At 56.3% G+C, this 16,937-nt stretch carries 14 protein-coding genes; all 14 read left to right on the plus strand.

Annotation, left to right across the window (positions count from 1 at the left end; translation table 11 throughout):
* Positions 1-314 precede the first annotated feature (314 nt).
* On the plus strand, positions 315-1,253 hold the full coding sequence (gene lrhA / locus ACJTMZ_RS14375; RefSeq protein ID WP_017693002.1) for a transcriptional regulator LrhA: 939 nt from the start codon (positions 315-317) through the stop codon (positions 1,251-1,253).
* A gap of 631 nt (positions 1,254-1,884) precedes the next feature.
* Positions 1,885-2,325 (plus strand): NADH-quinone oxidoreductase subunit NuoA, encoded by a 441-nt coding sequence (nuoA, locus tag ACJTMZ_RS14380; RefSeq protein ID WP_003861475.1) that lies wholly within the window; start codon positions 1,885-1,887, stop codon positions 2,323-2,325.
* Between the two features lie 15 nt (positions 2,326-2,340).
* Complete coding sequence (gene nuoB, locus ACJTMZ_RS14385) at positions 2,341-3,015, plus strand: NADH-quinone oxidoreductase subunit NuoB (protein WP_003861482.1); 675 nt, start codon at positions 2,341-2,343, stop codon at positions 3,013-3,015.
* An 89-nt stretch (positions 3,016-3,104) separates the two neighbouring features.
* Positions 3,105-4,907, plus strand: coding sequence for an NADH-quinone oxidoreductase subunit C/D (nuoC, locus tag ACJTMZ_RS14390; protein ID WP_003861484.1), 1,803 nt, complete (start codon positions 3,105-3,107; stop codon positions 4,905-4,907).
* Positions 4,908-4,909: 2 nt separating this feature from the next.
* A complete protein-coding gene (gene nuoE / locus ACJTMZ_RS14395; protein WP_006176513.1) occupies positions 4,910-5,410 on the plus strand; it encodes an NADH-quinone oxidoreductase subunit NuoE in 501 nt (166 codons plus the stop codon).
* Positions 5,407-6,744, plus strand: a complete 1,338-nt coding sequence (nuoF, locus tag ACJTMZ_RS14400; RefSeq protein WP_003861487.1) for an NADH-quinone oxidoreductase subunit NuoF — start codon at positions 5,407-5,409, stop codon at positions 6,742-6,744. The genes nuoE and nuoF overlap by 4 nt, the downstream gene beginning before the upstream one ends.
* Positions 6,745-6,798: 54 nt before the next feature.
* Positions 6,799-9,522: an NADH-quinone oxidoreductase subunit NuoG gene (nuoG, locus tag ACJTMZ_RS14405; RefSeq protein WP_252010709.1), complete on the plus strand. Its 2,724-nt coding sequence runs from the start codon at positions 6,799-6,801 to the stop codon at positions 9,520-9,522.
* The gene (gene nuoH / locus ACJTMZ_RS14410; protein WP_003861490.1) at positions 9,519-10,496 is read left to right on the plus strand and encodes an NADH-quinone oxidoreductase subunit NuoH; all 978 of its coding nucleotides are present in this window, start codon (positions 9,519-9,521) and stop codon (positions 10,494-10,496) included. Before nuoG ends, nuoH begins: the two co-directional genes overlap by 4 nt.
* A gap of 14 nt (positions 10,497-10,510) precedes the next feature.
* A complete protein-coding gene (gene nuoI / locus ACJTMZ_RS14415) occupies positions 10,511-11,053 on the plus strand; it encodes an NADH-quinone oxidoreductase subunit NuoI (protein WP_003861491.1) in 543 nt (180 codons plus the stop codon).
* Positions 11,054-11,063: 10 nt separating this feature from the next.
* Positions 11,064-11,618: an NADH-quinone oxidoreductase subunit J gene (gene nuoJ, locus ACJTMZ_RS14420; protein WP_003861493.1), complete on the plus strand. Its 555-nt coding sequence runs from the start codon at positions 11,064-11,066 to the stop codon at positions 11,616-11,618.
* Positions 11,615-11,917, plus strand: a complete 303-nt coding sequence (gene nuoK / locus ACJTMZ_RS14425; protein WP_003861496.1) for an NADH-quinone oxidoreductase subunit NuoK — start codon at positions 11,615-11,617, stop codon at positions 11,915-11,917. The genes nuoJ and nuoK overlap by 4 nt, the downstream gene beginning before the upstream one ends.
* On the plus strand, positions 11,914-13,755 hold the full coding sequence (gene nuoL, locus ACJTMZ_RS14430; RefSeq protein WP_003861497.1) for an NADH-quinone oxidoreductase subunit L: 1,842 nt from the start codon (positions 11,914-11,916) through the stop codon (positions 13,753-13,755). The genes nuoK and nuoL overlap by 4 nt, the downstream gene beginning before the upstream one ends.
* A 76-nt stretch (positions 13,756-13,831) precedes the next feature.
* Entirely contained in the window at positions 13,832-15,361 is a 1,530-nt protein-coding gene (gene nuoM, locus ACJTMZ_RS14435) for an NADH-quinone oxidoreductase subunit M (RefSeq protein WP_003861498.1), read from the plus strand.
* Positions 15,362-15,367: 6 nt separating this feature from the next.
* Positions 15,368-16,825 (plus strand): NADH-quinone oxidoreductase subunit NuoN, encoded by a 1,458-nt coding sequence (gene nuoN / locus ACJTMZ_RS14440; protein ID WP_062939038.1) that lies wholly within the window; start codon positions 15,368-15,370, stop codon positions 16,823-16,825.
* Positions 16,826-16,937: the final 112 nt, after the last annotated feature.

Genomic DNA, 16,937 nt, shown 5'->3' on the forward strand with positions numbered 1-16,937 from the left:
ATTATCTCTGGCTGATTGGGTAAGTCACATCTTGCTACGTTGCCAACGCTGCGATATAGATGGCAGAAAACATGTCTTACTCTTTATGGTATTAACATCGACCTGCAAACAACGAAATATCCTGGACGCAAGAGAATAAAAATAACGTCATGAAACGTGATTTCTGACTGGTGATATACCGCAGTACAATAACTATCTGTCAGGCAGTCTGCCGGGCCGGGATGCGAGGGAAACTCTTCAGAAGGAATTGCTTAACTGTTACACACAGCTTCAACCCGGGCAGCTCCGCACGAGCAACCTGAAAGTGAAAAGATATGATAAATGCAAATCGTCCGATAATGAATCTCGACCTCGATCTGCTGAGAACGTTTGTTGCGGTCGCCGATCTCAACACTTTTGCAGCAGCTGCTGCCGCCGTTTGCCGTACCCAGTCCGCCGTGAGTCAGCAAATGCAGCGGCTGGAACAACTGGTTGGTAAAGAGCTTTTTGCGCGTCATGGACGTAATAAGCTTTTAACAGAACATGGTATTCAGCTTCTGGGTTATGCCAGAAAGATACTGCGCTTTAATGATGAAGCCTGTATGTCATTAATGTTTAGCAACCTTCAGGGAGTGTTAACATTAGGGGCGTCAGATGAATCAGCAGATACCATTTTACCCTTCCTTCTCAACCGAATTAGCTCGGTTTATCCGAAGCTTGCCCTGGACGTTAGCGTTAAACGCAATGCTTTCATGGTTGAGATGCTGAAAGAAAACGAGGTTGACCTGGTGGTCACCACGCATCGACCTGGCCAGTTTGACAGCCTGACGCTGCGTACTTCTCCAACGCACTGGTACTGTGCCGCGGAGTATGTATTGCAGAAAGGTGAGCCGATACCCCTGGTCCTGCTGGACGATCCGAGTCCGTTCCGCGATATGGTGCTGGCTGCGCTCAACGAAGCCGGTATTCCATGGCGCCTGGCGTACGTGGCGTCAACCTTGCCCGCAGTGCGAGCGGCGGTGAAGGCCGGGCTTGGCGTAACGGCCCGTCCGGTGGAGATGATGAGCCCCGATCTGCGTGTGCTGGGTCAATCCGAGGGACTTCCGTCGTTGCCGGATACGGAGTACCTGCTGTGCCATAACGCCGCCAGCAACAACGAGCTGGCAAAAGTGGTATTCGAGGCAATGGAAAACTACCACAATCCATGGCAGTACGCGCCTGTTACTCCCGAAGGAGGGGATGACTCCCTGATCGTGGAAGGGGATTTTGAGTGATCATTCCCTCAAAATTCTCGTAACAAAATGTAAGTGCAAAAAAGAGCCACTCGCATGATTTTTTCCTGCGAGTGGTTTTTTTTGCTATTCATAACCGTGAACGGAGCAGGGATAAAGCAAATACCGCTTATTTATCAATGCAGAAAATGTTTTTGGTTAAGATGTAAACAATACCTGTTCTAACTTACCTCATACCCCGCCGATGTTAAAAAAACAGGAAATATGTTGCTGTTTTTTTGATTGAATTAACAAAAGCGTGTCTCAGATCAAGAAAATACTCCCATTTGGGGGGAGGAATCGTTGGCAAATCCTGTCAAAATAGGAGGGTTATTTTTTTTACTTCCAAAACGGACACGATTCAACAAGATGCATTTGACGGAAAGTCATGTACCCACCAGGGTTAAAGGGCACCAAATGTTAATGAGAATCGCACGTTGTAATTTAATGTGAAGAAACCTTTGTTAAAGTTGACAAAAGGTTATAGAAAGGAGTAAAAAACCCCATCATTTTGCTGTCTATGTCTCATTTCAGACAGTTAGTGTAAGGTTATTTTGTTCCTCCCCATGAATCGATGTGATGCCCATCTGCCAGCAAGAGCAGTGTCGTCGGTATCACTTTTGATGAGTAAGCAATGAGTATGTCAACATCCACAGAAGTCATCGCTCATCACTGGGCATTCGCAATCTTTCTTATTGTAGCCATTGGCCTGTGCTGCCTGATGTTAGTCGGCGGCTGGTTCCTGGGCGGTCGCGCCCGCGCAAGGCACAAAAACACACCTTTCGAATCAGGTATTGATTCAGTAGGTACCGCTCGCTTACGCCTGTCTGCCAAGTTCTACCTGGTAGCCATGTTCTTCGTCATTTTTGACGTGGAAGCGCTTTACCTCTTCGCGTGGTCTACCTCCATTCGCGAAAGTGGTTGGGTGGGCTTTGTCGAGGCCGCAATTTTCATTTTAGTGTTACTGGCCGGTCTGGTTTATCTGGTGCGTATTGGCGCGCTGGACTGGACACCTGTGCGTTCACGCCGTGAACACATCAACCCGGAAAACAGTATCTCTAATCGTCAGCAGTAACAGCGAGGCAATAAGATGGATTATACGCTCACCCGCATAGATCCTAACGGTGAGAATGACCGTTACCCCCTGCAAAAACAGGAGATCGTAACCGACCCCCTGGAGCAAGAAGTCAACAAAAGCGTGTACATGGGCAAGCTCGAACATGCCATGCACGACATGGTCAACTGGGGTCGTAAGAACTCCATCTGGCCATACAACTTTGGCCTTTCTTGCTGCTACGTTGAAATGGTGACGTCATTCACTGCGGTGCATGACGTTGCGCGTTTTGGGGCCGAGGTACTGCGTGCTTCTCCACGTCAGGCTGACCTGATGGTGGTGGCCGGGACCTGCTTTACCAAGATGGCACCGGTTATTCAGCGTCTTTATGACCAGATGCTGGAGCCAAAATGGGTTATCTCCATGGGCGCATGTGCAAACTCCGGCGGTATGTACGACATTTATTCCGTTGTGCAGGGCGTTGATAAGTTCATTCCGGTGGATGTGTACATCCCGGGCTGCCCGCCGCGTCCAGAGGCCTATATGCAGGCGCTGATGCTGCTCCAGGAGTCAATTGGTAAAGAACGCCGCCCGCTTTCATGGGTTGTTGGCGATCAGGGTGTCTATCGCGCGAACATGCAGTCTGAGCGCGAGCGTAAACGTGGTGAACGTATTGCCGTCACCAACCTGCGTACGCCTGACGAAATTTAATTTGCGCCTGTGGGCCTGGAGAACACCTTCGCATATCACTACTCAAATAGCGCGAAGCCAGGCTTAACAGTCACCACGGACCATTTGCAATGGTGAACAATATGACCGACTTAACCGCGCAAGAAGCCGCCTGGCAGACCCGGGATCATCTCGATGACCCCGTCATTGGCGAACTGCGCAACCGTTTTGGGCCGGATGCCTTTACTGTTCAGGCCACCCGCACCGGGGTACCCGTTGTTTGGGTGAAGCGTGAGCAATTACTGGAAGTTGTCGATTTCCTCAAGAAATTGCCAAAACCTTACGTCATGCTGTTTGACTTACACGGCATGGACGAACGTCTGAGAACGCACCGCCAGGGTCTCCCTGCTGCGGATTTTTCCGTTTTCTACCACCTGATCTCAATAGACCGCAACACGGATATCATGCTCAAGGTGGCATTGTCTGAAAACGACATGCATCTGCCGACGATCACCAAACTTTTCCCGAACGCCAACTGGTACGAGCGCGAAACCTGGGAAATGTTCGGCATGACCTTCGACGGTCACCCGCATCTGACGCGCATCATGATGCCGCAGACCTGGACCGGTCACCCGCTGCGTAAAGACTACCCGGCACGTGCGACCGAATTCGATCCGTTTGAGCTGACCAAAGCCAAGCAGGATCTGGAGATGGAAGCGCTGACCTTCAAACCGGAAGACTGGGGCATGAAGCGCGGTACCGAAAACGAGGACTTCATGTTCCTCAACCTCGGACCAAACCACCCCTCTGCGCACGGTGCATTCCGTATTATCCTTCAGCTTGACGGTGAAGAAATTGTCGACTGCGTCCCTGACATCGGCTACCACCACCGTGGTGCCGAGAAGATGGGTGAGCGTCAGTCCTGGCACAGCTACATTCCGTACACCGACCGTATCGAATACCTCGGCGGCTGCGTGAACGAAATGCCATACGTGCTGGCCGTTGAGAAGCTGGCAGGCATCACCGTCCCGGATCGCGTTAACGTGATTCGCGTAATGCTGTCTGAACTGTTCCGTATTAACAGCCACCTGCTGTACATCTCCACGTTCATTCAGGACGTTGGCGCGATGACGCCGGTCTTCTTCGCCTTTACCGACCGTCAGAAAATCTACGATCTGGTGGAAGCGATTACCGGTTTCCGTATGCACCCGGCCTGGTTCCGCATCGGCGGTGTGGCGCACGATCTGCCGCGCGGCTGGGACCGCCTGCTGCGTGAATTCCTCGACTGGATGCCGAAACGTCTGGCGTCTTACGAGAAAGCCGCGCTGCGTAACTCCATCCTGAAAGGCCGTTCCCAGGGCGTTGCTGCCTACGGCGCGAAAGAAGCGCTGGAGTGGGGAACCACAGGTGCTGGCCTGCGTGCGACCGGGATTGATTTCGACGTGCGTAAAGCCCGTCCTTACTCTGGTTACGAGAACTTCGACTTTGAAGTCCCGGTTGGCGGCGGCGTTTCCGACTGCTACACCCGCGTGATGCTGAAAGTGGAAGAGCTGCGCCAGAGCCTGCGCATCCTTGAGCAGTGCCTCAACAACATGCCGGAAGGCCCGTTCAAGGCGGATCACCCGCTGACAACGCCGCCACCGAAAGAGCGCACGCTGCAACATATCGAAACCCTGATCACCCACTTCCTGCAAGTTTCCTGGGGTCCGGTCATGCCGGCACAGGAATCCTTCCAGATGATTGAAGCGACCAAGGGTATCAACAGTTACTACCTGACCAGCGACGGCAGCACCATGAGCTACCGCACCCGCGTGCGTACGCCAAGCTTCGCGCACTTGCAGCAGATCCCGGCCGCCATTCGCGGCAGTCTGGTCTCCGACCTGATTGTGTATCTGGGTAGTATCGATTTTGTTATGTCAGATGTGGACCGCTAATTATGCACGAGAATCAACAACCACAAACCGAGGCTTTTGAGCTGAGTGAAGCAGAGCGTGCCGCCATTGAGCACGAGATGCACCACTACGAAGACCCGCGTGCGGCGTCCATTGAAGCGCTGAAAATCGTACAGAAACAGCGTGGTTGGGTGCCGGATGGGGCGATCTACGAGATCGCAAAAGTGCTGGGCATTCCGGCAAGTGACGTAGAAGGCGTAGCCACGTTCTACAGCCAGATCTTCCGTCAGCCGGTAGGCCGCCATGTGATCCGCTACTGTGACAGCGTGGTCTGCCACATCACCGGTTATCAGGGCATTCAGGCTGCGATTGAGAAGAAACTCAATATCAAGCCGGGCCAGACCACCTTCGACGGACGCTTTACTCTGCTGCCAACCTGCTGCCTGGGTAACTGCGACAAGGGGCCGACCATGATGATTGATGAGGACACTCACAGCCATCTGACGCCGGAAGCGATTCCTGACCTGCTGGAGCAGTACAAATGAAAACTGTAATTCGTACTGCTGAGACGCATCCGCTGACCTGGCGTCTGCGTGATGACAAACAGCCGGTCTGGCTCGACGAATATCAGAGCAAAAACGGCTATGCCGGCGCGCGTAAAGCCCTTGGCGGCATGGCGCCGGACGACATCGTTAACGCGGTGAAAGAGTCTGGCCTGAAAGGCCGCGGGGGCGCGGGCTTCTCCACCGGTCTGAAGTGGAGCCTGATGCCGAAAGATGAATCCATGAACATCCGTTACCTGCTGTGTAACGCCGATGAAATGGAGCCGGGTACCTATAAAGACCGCCTGCTGATGGAACAGCTGCCGCACCTGCTGGTGGAAGGCATGCTGATCTCCGCATTCGCACTGAAAGCGTACCGTGGCTACATCTTCCTGCGCGGTGAATACATCGAAGCGGCTGAAAACCTGCGTCGCGCGATTGCCGAAGCTACTGAAGCCGGTCTGCTGGGTAAAAACATCCTGGGCACCGGGTTTGACTTCGAGCTGTTCGTGCACACCGGTGCCGGGCGTTATATCTGCGGTGAAGAAACCGCACTGATTAACTCCCTGGAAGGCCGCCGCGCGAACCCGCGCTCCAAGCCACCGTTCCCGGCAAGCTCCGGCGTGTGGGGTAAACCGACCTGCGTAAATAACGTCGAAACCCTGTGTAACGTCCCGGCGATCCTCGCGAACGGCGTGGAGTGGTATCAGGGCATCTCCTCAAGCAAAGATGCCGGTACCAAGCTGATGGGCTTCTCCGGTCGCGTGAAGAACCCTGGCGTCTGGGAGCTGCCGTTCGGCACCACCGCACGTGAAATTCTTGAAGACTACGCCGGCGGCATGCGCGATGGCCTGAAATTCAAAGCCTGGCAGCCGGGTGGGGCAGGGACGGACTTCCTGACCGAAGCCCACCTCGACCTGCCAATGGAGTTCGAAAGCATTGGTAAAGCAGGCAGCCGTCTGGGTACCGCGCTGGCGATGGCCGTCGACCACGAGATCGGCATGGTATCCCTGGTGCGTAACCTGGAAGAGTTCTTCGCCCGCGAGTCCTGCGGCTGGTGCACACCGTGCCGTGATGGTCTGCCGTGGAGCGTGAAGATCCTGCGTGCTATCGAACGTGGCGAAGGCCAGCCTGGCGATATCGAGACACTTGAGCAACTGTGTCGATTCTTAGGGCCGGGTAAAACCTTCTGTGCCCACGCACCGGGCGCCGTCGAGCCGCTGCAAAGCGCGATTAAATATTTCCGCGACGAATTCGAAGCAGGCATCAAGCAGCCGTTCAGCAATACCCATTCAATTAATGGTATTCAGCCGAACCTGCTGAAAGCGCGCTGGTAAAAACAGAATTTTGATTAACGCTCGGTTTCGGCCGAGCCAACTGGAAGCATGCTAATGGCTACGATTCATGTAGACGGCAAAGAATACGAAGTCAACGGGGCGGACAACCTGCTGGAAGCTTGTCTGTCTCTTGGCCTCGATATTCCGTACTTTTGCTGGCATCCGGCGCTGGGCAGCGTCGGTGCTTGCCGCCAGTGTGCGGTGAAGCAATATCAAAACGCGGAAGACACGCGTGGTCGCCTGGTGATGTCCTGTATGACGCCAGCCGCCGAAGGCACCTTTATTTCGATTGATGACGAAGAAGCCAAACAGTTCCGTGAAAGCGTGGTGGAGTGGTTGATGACCAACCACCCGCACGACTGTCCGGTGTGTGAGGAGGGCGGTAACTGCCACCTTCAGGATATGACCGTCATGACCGGTCACAGCTTCCGTCGCTATCGCTTTACCAAGCGTACCCACCGTAACCAGGATCTGGGGCCGTTCATCTCTCACGAAATGAACCGCTGCATCGCCTGCTACCGCTGCGTGCGTTACTACAAAGATTATGCAGACGGACAGGATCTGGGCGTATATGGCGCGCATGACAACGTCTACTTCGGTCGTCCGGAAGACGGTACGCTGGAAAGCGAATTCTCCGGTAACCTGGTAGAAATCTGTCCGACCGGCGTATTCACGGATAAAACCCACTCTGAACGTTACAACCGTAAATGGGACATGCAGTTTGCGCCAAGCATCTGCCAGCAGTGCTCCCTTGGCTGTAACACCAGCCCGGGTGAACGTTACGGCGAACTGCGTCGTATCGAAAACCGTTACAACGGTACCGTTAACCACTACTTCCTCTGCGACCGCGGTCGTTTCGGCTATGGCTATGTGAACCTGAAAGACCGTCCGCGTCAGCCGGTACAGCGCCGTGGCGATGACGTCATTACCCTCAACGCCGAGCAGGCGATGCAGGGCGCGGCGGATATTCTGCGTCAGTCGAAGAAAGTGATCGGCATCGGTTCCCCGCGCGCCAGCATCGAAAGCAACTTCGCGCTGCGCGAGCTGGTTGGGGCGGAAAACTTCTATACCGGTATCGCCCAGGGCGAGCAGGAACGTCTCCAGCTGGTGCTGAAAGTGCTGCGTGAAGGCGGCATTCATACGCCTGCGCTGCGCGAAATCGAATCCTATGATGCGGTTCTGGTGCTCGGTGAAGACCTGACGCAGACTGGCGCACGTGCGGCTCTGGCGGTTCGTCAGGCGGTGAAAGGCAAAGCACGTGAAATGGCAGCGGCGCAGAAAGTGGCTGACTGGCAGATTGCGGCCATCCTTAACATCGGCCAGCGCGCGAAGCATCCTCTGTTTGTGACTAACGTTGACAACACCCGTCTGGACGATATCGCCGCGTGGACCTACTGCGCGCCGGTTGAAGATCAGGCGCGCCTCGGCTTTGCCATTGCCCACGCGCTGGACAGCAACTCGCCGGCCGTTGAACTGGATCGCGACCTGCAAAACAAGGTCGACGTGATTGTTCAGGCGCTGGCGGGGGCGAAAAAACCTCTGATCATTTCCGGTACCAACGCCGGTAGCGCTGAAATCATTCAGGCCGCAGCGAACGTTGCCAAAGCCCTGAAGGGCCGCGGCGCTGACGTCGGTGTCACCATGATTGCCCGTGCGGTGAACAGCATCGGTCTGGGTATGATTGGCGGCGGCTCGCTGGAAGACGCGTTAAGCGAACTGGAATCCGGTGCCGCTGACGCCGTTGTGGTGCTGGAAAACGACCTGCATCGCCATGCTTCTGCCGCTCGCGTTGACGCCGCGCTCTCCAGAGCGCCGCTGGTGATGGTTATCGACCATCAGCGCACCGCGATCATGGACAAAGCGCACCTCGTGCTCTCTGCGGCAAGCTTCGCAGAAAGCGACGGGACGGTGATCAACAACGAAGGCCGCGCCCAGCGTTTCTTCCAGGTTTATGACCCGGCCTACTACGACAGCAACACTCTGATGCTGGAAAGCTGGCGCTGGCTGCACTCTCTGCACAGCACCGTGCAGAGCCGTGAAGTGGACTGGACGCAGCTCGACCACGTTATCGACGCGGTTGTTGAGAAACTGCCTCAGCTGGCGGGCATTAAAGACGCCGCGCCTGACGCAAGCTTCCGCATTCGCGGCCAGAAACTGGCGCGTGAGCCGCACCGCTACAGCGGTCGTACCGCGATGCGCGCCAACATCAGCGTGCACGAACCGCGTCAGCCGCAGGACAAAGACACCATGTTTGCCTTCTCGATGGAAGGGAACAACCAGCCGTCTGCGCCGCGTTCGCAAATCCCGTTTGCATGGGCACCGGGCTGGAACTCCCCGCAGGCATGGAACAAGTTCCAGGCTGAAGTGGGCGGTCACCTGCGCCACGGCGATCCGGGCGTGCGTCTGATTGAAGCCTCCGAAACCGGTCTGGACTTCTTCACCACCGTTCCGGCGAGCTTCCAGGCGCAGGAAGGTCACTGGCGTATTGCACCGTACTACCATCTGTTCGGTAGCGACGAAATGTCCCAGCGTTCTCCGGTATTCCAGCAGCGTATGCCGCAGCCGTACATCAAGCTCAACCCGGCGGATGCCGCGAAGCTTGGCGTTAACGCGGGTGCGAACATTGCCTTTAGCTACGACGGCCAGACAATCAGCCTGCCGCTGATTATTTCTGAACGCCTGTCAGCAGGGCAGGTGGGTCTGCCGATGGGTATGCCTGGCATCGCGCCGGTCCTGGCGGGTGCGCATCTTGATAACCTTCAGGAGGCAAAAGCATGAGTTGGTTAACGCCGGATCTTATCGACATCCTGCTGAGCATTCTGAAAGCGGTTGTGATTCTGCTGGTGGTCGTCACCTGCGGCGCGTTCATGAGCTTTGGTGAACGTCGTCTGCTCGGTCTGTTCCAGAACCGTTACGGACCGAACCGCGTGGGCTGGGGTGGTTCACTCCAGCTGGTCGCGGACATGATCAAGATGTTCTTTAAAGAGGACTGGGTTCCGCGCTTCTCGGACCGCGTGATCTTTACGCTGGCGCCGATGATCGCCTTCACCTCGCTGCTGCTGGCGTTTGCTATCGTTCCGGTCAGCCCGACCTGGGTGGTGGCTGACCTGAACATCGGCATTCTGTTCTTCCTGATGATGGCAGGCCTCGCGGTTTACGCGGTGCTGTTCGCAGGCTGGTCCAGTAACAACAAATACTCGCTGCTGGGTGCGATGCGTGCTTCCGCGCAGACGCTGAGCTACGAAGTGTTCCTGGGTCTTTCCCTGATGGGTGTGGTGGCGCAGGCCGGTTCATTTAACATGACCGACATCGTCAACAACCAGGCCGACATCTGGAACGTTATCCCGCAGTTCTTTGGGTTTATTACCTTTGCCATCGCGGGCGTGGCGGTGTGTCACCGTCACCCGTTTGACCAGCCAGAAGCCGAACAGGAACTGGCCGACGGTTACCACATTGAATATTCCGGTATGAAGTTCGGTCTGTTCTTCGTGGGCGAGTACATCGGTATCGTCACCATTTCCGCGTTGATGGTAACGCTGTTCTTTGGTGGCTGGCATGGCCCGTTCTTACCGCCGTTCATCTGGTTCGCGCTGAAAACCGCGTTCTTCATGATGATGTTCATTTTGATTCGCGCAGCGTTACCGCGTCCGCGTTATGACCAGGTAATGTCCTTCGGCTGGAAAGTGTGCCTGCCGCTGACGCTCGTCAACTTGTTGGTAACGGCGGCTGTCATTCTCTGGCAGCAGCCATAAGGGGCTTTGAGATCATGACCTTAAAAGAATTATTGGTAGGTTTCGGCACCCAGGTACGCAGTATCTGGATGATCGGCCTGCATGCGTTTGCCAAACGCGAAACCCGGATGTACCCGGAAGAGCCGGTATATCTGCCGCCGCGCTACCGTGGACGTATCGTGCTGACGCGCGACCCGGACGGTTCCGAGCGTTGCGTTGCCTGTAACCTGTGTGCGGTAGCGTGTCCGGTGGGCTGTATCTCTCTGCAAAAAGCAGAGACGGTAGACGGCCGCTGGTACCCTGAGTTCTTCCGCATCAACTTCTCACGCTGCATTTTCTGCGGTCTGTGTGAAGAAGCGTGCCCAACCACGGCGATTCAGCTGACTCCAGACTTCGAGCTGGGTGAGTACAAGCGTCAGGATCTGGTGTACGAGAAAGAGGATCTGCTGATTTCCGGTCCGGGCAAATACCCGGAATATAACTTCTACCGGATGGCGGGTATGGCAATCGACGGCAAAGATAAAGGCGAAGCAGAGAACGAAGCTAAGCCTATCGACGTCAAGAGCCTGTTACCGTAAGGAGAGGGCAATGGAATTCGCTTTTTATATCTGTGGCCTTATCGCCATCCTGGCTACGCTGCGAGTGATCACGCACACCAATCCGGTGCATGCGCTGCTGTATTTAATCATTTCGCTGCTGGCTATTTCCGGGGTGTTCTTTGCGCTGGGCGCGCACTTCGCTGGTGCGCTGGAAATCATCGTCTACGCCGGGGCCATCATGGTGCTGTTTGTGTTCGTGGTGATGATGCTGAACCTGGGCGGCTCTGAAATTGAGCAGGAACGTCAGTGGTTAAAACCGCAGGTGTGGATTGGCCCGGCGATTCTGTCGGCCATAATGCTGGCGGTGATTGTTTACGCCATTCTGGGCGTCAACGACCAGGGTATCGACGGGACGCCAATCAGCGCGAAAGCCGTGGGTATCACCCTGTTTGGTCCGTACGTTCTGGCGGTTGAGCTGGCCTCAATGCTGCTGCTGGCGGGTCTGGTTGTGGCCTTCCACGTTGGCCGCGAAGAGCGTGTCGGCGAGGTGCTGAGCAACCGCACTGACGACCGCGCGAAAAGAAAAACGGAGGAACGCGCATGATCCCCTTAACACATGGACTGATCCTCGCTGCAATTTTATTCGTTCTGGGCTTAACCGGTCTGGTTATCCGCCGCAATCTGCTGTTTATGCTGATCGGTCTGGAAATCATGATCAACGCTTCCGCGCTGGCCTTTGTGGTCGCCGGCAGCTACTGGGGCCAGACCGATGGTCAGGTGATGTACATTCTCGCCATCAGCCTCGCGGCTGCTGAAGCGAGTATTGGCCTGGCGCTGTTGCTACAGCTCCATCGTCGCCGCCAGAACCTGAACATCGATTCAGTAAGTGAGTTGCGTGGATGAACATGCTTGCCTTAACCATTATTTTTCCGCTGATTGGCTTCGTGCTGCTGGCGTTTTCTCGCGGCCGCTGGTCTGAGAATCTGTCTGCTACCGTGGGCATTGGCTCTATCGGCCTGGCTGCGCTGGTCACAGCGTATGCGGGTATCGACTTCTTTAACAATGGACGTCAGGCCTACAGCGTACCGCTGTGGAACTGGATGTCGGTCGGTAACTTCAACATCGGTTTCAACCTGGTGCTGGATGGTCTGTCTCTGACCATGCTCTCCGTGGTCACCGGCGTCGGCTTCCTGATCCACATGTTCGCCTCCTGGTACATGCGCGGTGAAGAGGGATACTCCCGCTTCTTCGCCTACACCAACCTGTTTATCGCCAGCATGGTGGTTCTGGTGCTGGCCGATAACCTGCTGCTGATGTATCTGGGCTGGGAAGGCGTGGGTCTGTGTTCTTACCTGCTGATCGGTTTCTACTACACCGATCCGAAGAATGGCGCAGCGGCCATGAAAGCGTTCGTCGTGACCCGTGTGGGTGACGTGTTCCTCGCTTTCGCGCTGTTCATTCTCTACAACGAACTGGGCACGCTGAACTTCCGCGAAATGGTGGAACTGGCGCCGGCGCACTTCGAAGCAGGCAACAACATGCTGTGGTGGGCAACGCTGATGCTGCTGGGTGGCGCTGTGGGTAAATCCGCGCAGCTGCCGTTGCAGACATGGCTGGCCGACGCGATGGCGGGTCCAACCCCTGTCTCCGCGTTGATCCACGCCGCGACCATGGTCACCGCCGGTGTCTACCTGATTGCGCGTACCCATGGCCTGTTCCTGATGACCCCGGAAATTCTGCATCTGGTGGGTATTGTCGGTGCGGTTACGCTGGTGCTGGCAGGCTTTGCCGCGCTGGTGCAGACCGACATCAAGCGCGTGCTCGCGTACTCCACCATGAGCCAGATTGGTTACATGTTCCTGGCGCTGGGCGTTCAGGCGTGGGACGCGGCCATTTTCCACCTGATGACGCACGCGTTCTTTAAAGCGCTGCTGTTCCTCTCATCCGGTTCGGTGATTCTGGCCTGCCACCACGAGCAGAACATCTTCAAAATGGGCGGACTGCGTAAGTCCATCCCGCTGGTTTATGTCTGCTTCCTGGTAGGCGGCGCGGCGCTGGCGGCACTGCCGCTGATTACCGCAGGCTTCTTCAGTAAGGACGAAATCCTGGCGGGCGCCATGGCGAATGGTCATATCAATCTGATGGTTGCGGGTCTGGTCGGTGCGTTTATGACCTCCCTGTACACCTTCCGTATGATTTTCATCGTCTTCCACGGTAAAGAACAAATTCATGCTCACGCAGGGAAGGGGATTACCCACCACCTGCCGCTGATTGTGCTGCTGGTCCTGTCCACCTTCGTTGGCGCGATGATTGTGCCACCGTTGCAGGGCGTACTGCCGGCGACAACCGAGCTTGAGCACGGTCGCGTTCTGACGCTTGAAATCACCTCCGGCGTAGTGGCTATCGCGGGCATCCTGATTGCCGCATGGCTGTGGCTGGGCAAACGCACGCTGGTGACTGCCGTTGCCAACAGCGCGCCGGGCCGTCTGCTGGGCACCTGGTGGTACAACGCGTGGGGCTTCGACTGGCTGTACGACATGATCTTCGTGAAGCCGTTCCTGGGCATTGCGTGGCTGCTGAAGCGCGATCCACTGAACAGCCTGATGAATATCCCGGCGATCCTCTCTCGCTTTGCAGGTAAAGGCCTGCTGTTCAGCGAGAACGGTTATCTGCGCTGGTATGTGGCGTCCATGAGCATCGGTGCGGTTGTCGTACTGGCGCTGCTGATGGTGTTGCGTTGATCGTTAAGTGAATTTTATTCGAATTCGTTGAAAATCAGGCCCCTGCTGGGGGCCTTAAAAAGGAATGTAAATCGCCATGTTACTACCCTGGCTAATATTAATTCCCTTCATCGGCGGCTTCCTGTGCTGGCAGACTGAACGCTTTGGCGTGAAGATGCCGCGCTGGATCGCGCTGATCACCATGGGATTGACGCTCGCGCTTGGTCTGCAACTCTGGTTGCAGGGTGGCTACTCTCTGACCCAGTCCGCGGGCCTTCCGCAGTGGCAGTCTGAGTTTATCCTGCCGTGGATCCCTCGTTTCGGTATTACGATCCACCTCGCGATTGACGGCCTGTCGCTGCTGATGGTGGTGCTGACCGGTCTGCTCGGCGTTCTGGCGGTACTCTGCTCCTGGCGAGAAATCGAAAAATACCAGGGCTTCTTCCACCTGAACCTGATGTGGATCCTGGGCGGCGTTATCGGCGTGTTCCTTGCCATCGACATGTTCCTGTTCTTCTTCTTCTGGGAGATGATGCTGGTGCCGATGTACTTCCTGATCGCGCTGTGGGGCCACAAGGCATCCGATGGTAAAACGCGTATCACGGCGGCCACCAAGTTCTTCATCTACACCCAGGCGAGTGGTCTGGTGATGTTGATTGCTATCCTGGCGCTGGTATTCGTGCATTACAATGCTACCGGCGTCTGGACCTTCAACTATGAAGATCTGCTGAAGACCCCGATGTCCCACGGCGTGGAATACCTGCTGATGCTCGGCTTCTTCATCGCCTTCGCGGTGAAAATGCCGGTCGTACCGCTGCACGGCTGGCTGCCGGACGCGCACTCTCAGGCGCCAACGGCGGGTTCCGTTGACCTTGCGGGTATCTTGCTGAAAACGGCGGCCTACGGTCTGCTGCGTTTCTCCCTGCCGCTGTTCCCGAACGCCTCCGCAGAGTTCGCGCCGATTGCCATGTGGCTTGGCGTGATCGGTATCTTCTACGGTGCCTGGATGGCCTTTACGCAGTACGACATCAAACGTCTGATTGCCTACACCTCCGTTTCCCACATGGGTTTCGTGCTGATTGCCATCTACACCGGCAGCCAGCTGGCGTACCAGGGCGCGGTGATCCAGATGATTGCGCACGGTCTCTCCGCAGCCGGTCTGTTCATCCTGTGTGGTCAGCTGTACGAACGTCTGCACACCCGCGACATGCGCATGATGGGCGGCCTGTGGGGCAAAATGAAATGGCTGCCAGCGCTCTCCATGTTCTTTGCGGTTGCGACGCTGGGTATGCCGGGCACCGGTAACTTCGTCGGCGAGTTTATGATCCTGTTCGGCAGCTTCAACGTGGTACCGACGATCACCGTCATCTCCACCTTTGGTCTGGTGTTCGCTTCCGTCTACTCACTGGCGATGCTGCACCGCGCTTACTTCGGTAAAGCGAAGAGTGAAATTGCTGCACAAGAACTGCCGGGGATGTCGCTGCGTGAGCTGTTCATCATCCTGCTGCTGGTCGTACTGCTGGTGCTGCTGGGCTTCTATCCGCAGCCGATTCTGGATACCTCGCACTCCGCGATGGGTAATATCCAGCAGTGGTTTGTTAATTCTGCTTCTACTACAAGGCCGTAATTCGCCATGACAATAACTCCACAACAACTGATCGCGCTGCTACCGCTGCTGATCGTCGGATTGACGGTGGTGGTTGTGATGCTCTCCATTGCGTGGCGACGCAATCACTTCCTGAATGCGACCCTGTCCGTTCTGGGTCTGAACGCTGCGTTAGTTTCCCTCTGGTTTGTTGGCCAGGCGGGAGCGATGGACGTCACGCCGCTGATGCGCGTTGACGGTTACGCCATGCTCTACACCGGTCTGGTGCTGCTGGCGAGCCTGGCAACCTGTACCTTTGCGTACCCGTGGCTTGAAGGGTACAACGACAACAAAGAAGAGTTTTACCTGCTGGTACTGATTGCCGCACTGGGCGGCATTCTGCTGGCGAACGCGAACCACCTGGCCGCGCTGTTCCTCGGTATTGAGCTGATCTCACTCCCGCTGTTCGGCCTGATTGGTTACGCTTTCCGCCAGAAGCGCTCTCTGGAAGCGAGTATCAAGTACACGATCCTGTCTGCTGCCGCGTCGTCGTTCCTGCTGTTCGGTATCGCGCTGCTGTACGCACAGACGGGGAACCTCTCCTTCATGGCGCTCGGTAAGAGCCTTGGCGACGGCATGATGCATGAGCCGCTGCTGCTGGCGGGTCTGGGCATGATGATTGTTGGCCTTGGCTTTAAACTTTCACTGGTTCCGTTCCACCTGTGGACGCCAGACGTATACCAGGGTGCCCCTGCACCGGTCTCGACCTTCCTGGCGACGGCGAGCAAAATCGCTATCTTCGGTGTGGTCATGCGTCTGTTCCTGTACGCCCCGGTGGGTGACAGCGAAGCGGTTCGCGTGGTGCTGGGCATCATCGCGTTCGTCTCCATCATCTTCGGTAACCTGATGGCGCTGAGCCAGACCAACATCAAGCGTCTGCTGGGCTACTCCTCTATCTCCCATCTGGGTTACCTGCTGGTGGCGCTGATTGCGCTGCAAAGCGGTGAGATGTCGATGGAAACCGTGGGCGTCTATCTGGCCGGTTACCTGTTCAGCAGCCTCGGCGCGTTCGGCGTGGTGAGCCTGATGTCCAGCCCGTACCGTGGCCCGGATGCCGATTCACTGTTCTCCTACCGTGGTCTGTTCTGGCACCGTCCGATTCTGTCTGCGGTAATGACCGTGATGATGCTCTCTCTGGCGGGTATCCCGATGACGCTGGGCTTTATCGGTAAGTTCTACGTGCTGGCCGTCGGTGTGCAGGCGGGTCTGTGGTGGCTGACGGCGGGTGTCGTTATCGGCTCCGCGATTGGTCTCTACTACTACCTGCGCGTAGCGGTGAGCCTGTACCTGAGCGCGCCTCAGCAGCTCAACCGCGATGCGCCGTCTAACTGGCAGTACAGCGCGGGGGGCATTGTGGTGCTCATCTCCGCGCTGCTGGTGCTGATCTTCGGTATCTATCCGCAGCCGCTGATTGATATCGTGCAGCGCGCGATGCCGCTGATGTAAAAACAAAAAACCCGCCTCGGCGGGTTTTTTATTGTTTTCTCCCTCTCCCCGTGGGAGAGGGCCGGGGTGAGGGCACCAGCCCGCACAGAGTAAAACATGCCCAGCGGCGCTA

Source organism: Enterobacter sp. DN, assembly GCF_046054285.1.
In the GTDB taxonomy this organism is placed as follows: domain Bacteria; phylum Pseudomonadota; class Gammaproteobacteria; order Enterobacterales; family Enterobacteriaceae; genus Enterobacter; species Enterobacter hormaechei_C.

What these genes read in the sequence shown, in the direction of transcription:
- lrhA (WP_017693002.1), top strand. Translation starts at nt 315, where the DNA reads ATGATAAATGCAAATCGTCCGATAATGAATCTCGACCTCGATCTGCTG.
- nuoA (WP_003861475.1), top strand. Translation starts at nt 1,885, where the DNA reads ATGAGTATGTCAACATCCACAGAAGTCATCGCTCATCACTGGGCATTC.
- nuoB (WP_003861482.1), top strand. Translation starts at nt 2,341, where the DNA reads ATGGATTATACGCTCACCCGCATAGATCCTAACGGTGAGAATGACCGT.
- nuoC (WP_003861484.1), top strand. Translation starts at nt 3,105, where the DNA reads ATGGTGAACAATATGACCGACTTAACCGCGCAAGAAGCCGCCTGGCAG.
- nuoE (WP_006176513.1), top strand. Translation starts at nt 4,910, where the DNA reads ATGCACGAGAATCAACAACCACAAACCGAGGCTTTTGAGCTGAGTGAA.
- nuoF (WP_003861487.1), top strand. Translation starts at nt 5,407, where the DNA reads ATGAAAACTGTAATTCGTACTGCTGAGACGCATCCGCTGACCTGGCGT.
- nuoG (WP_252010709.1), top strand. Translation starts at nt 6,799, where the DNA reads ATGGCTACGATTCATGTAGACGGCAAAGAATACGAAGTCAACGGGGCG.
- nuoH (WP_003861490.1), top strand. Translation starts at nt 9,519, where the DNA reads ATGAGTTGGTTAACGCCGGATCTTATCGACATCCTGCTGAGCATTCTG.
- nuoI (WP_003861491.1), top strand. Translation starts at nt 10,511, where the DNA reads ATGACCTTAAAAGAATTATTGGTAGGTTTCGGCACCCAGGTACGCAGT.
- nuoJ (WP_003861493.1), top strand. Translation starts at nt 11,064, where the DNA reads ATGGAATTCGCTTTTTATATCTGTGGCCTTATCGCCATCCTGGCTACG.
- nuoK (WP_003861496.1), top strand. Translation starts at nt 11,615, where the DNA reads ATGATCCCCTTAACACATGGACTGATCCTCGCTGCAATTTTATTCGTT.
- nuoL (WP_003861497.1), top strand. Translation starts at nt 11,914, where the DNA reads ATGAACATGCTTGCCTTAACCATTATTTTTCCGCTGATTGGCTTCGTG.
- nuoM (WP_003861498.1), top strand. Translation starts at nt 13,832, where the DNA reads ATGTTACTACCCTGGCTAATATTAATTCCCTTCATCGGCGGCTTCCTG.
- nuoN (WP_062939038.1), top strand. Translation starts at nt 15,368, where the DNA reads ATGACAATAACTCCACAACAACTGATCGCGCTGCTACCGCTGCTGATC.